The 830-nt window shown below is 48.1% G+C and carries 1 protein-coding gene; it reads right to left on the reverse strand.

Going from position 1 to position 830, the window contains the following annotated elements; translation table 11 throughout:
* Window positions 1-830, reverse strand: an 830-nt coding sequence (locus tag AC1DUO_RS25635; protein WP_477989526.1) for an MFS transporter, incomplete at both ends; no start/stop codon positions are given.

An 830-nucleotide genomic window follows, 5' to 3' on the forward strand; every position in this document is an offset into this window, starting at 1 on the left:
ACGACGATGGGGAACCCTGATGCGGATATTGCACAAACCCCCAGCAACGTGTTCATATTTTGTGGTGCTATGGCGTGCCCAGGTAATAGAAAAGCAGACAGAAAAAATGCGACCGTTGTGATGAGGTACATTATTGATGACTGCAATGAAGTGAATCCCGCTCGCTGCCTGTCATCAGGAAACTGAATGCTCACCGCCGAGGAGGAAACCAGACGACTGTAAGATGCACCGAGAAATAAAATAATAAATAGCGCCGGATGCGAATAGCCCATAACAGGTATTAGCAAAGCGAGTAAAAAAACGAAAGTTGACCCTGTAGCAAGACTCACAGCAGAAAAATGCGGAGTTAACGCGCCTGTCATTTTTGTTGACAGGTATCCTGCAACGCCCCCGGCGAAAAATAACCCTGGCAGCAGGTATTGAGAGGCCCCCAGTTGCTGGGTCATTAATGGTACCAGAACAGGAATGACCAGCATCGGGCTAAACTGTACCAGCGCATTACTGGAAGCGAACAGTAAAGTATTAACGTCGATAGGCATTGCGTGGGGTGTGTCGAAAGAGACTGGATCCTTAGGGATGATGGAAACAATCAGTGGCAATGCCAACAAACACAGCGTACTGATTAACCACAAAGCGACATGCCAGCCGTAATGAGCACACACAAATAGTATCGTGGGCGTTCCGACAATGCTTACCATCGAAAAAGATGCAATGACCGTCGCCAACATTTTTCCTCGCAAGTTAGCCGGGGCGAGATTTATCAATATACTGATACCCACCCCCATTGTTGTGCCTCCTACCAGTCCTGCGCTGAATCGTAATGCAAGCAG

Source organism: Rahnella sp. P4_A8 (assembly GCF_056402435.1).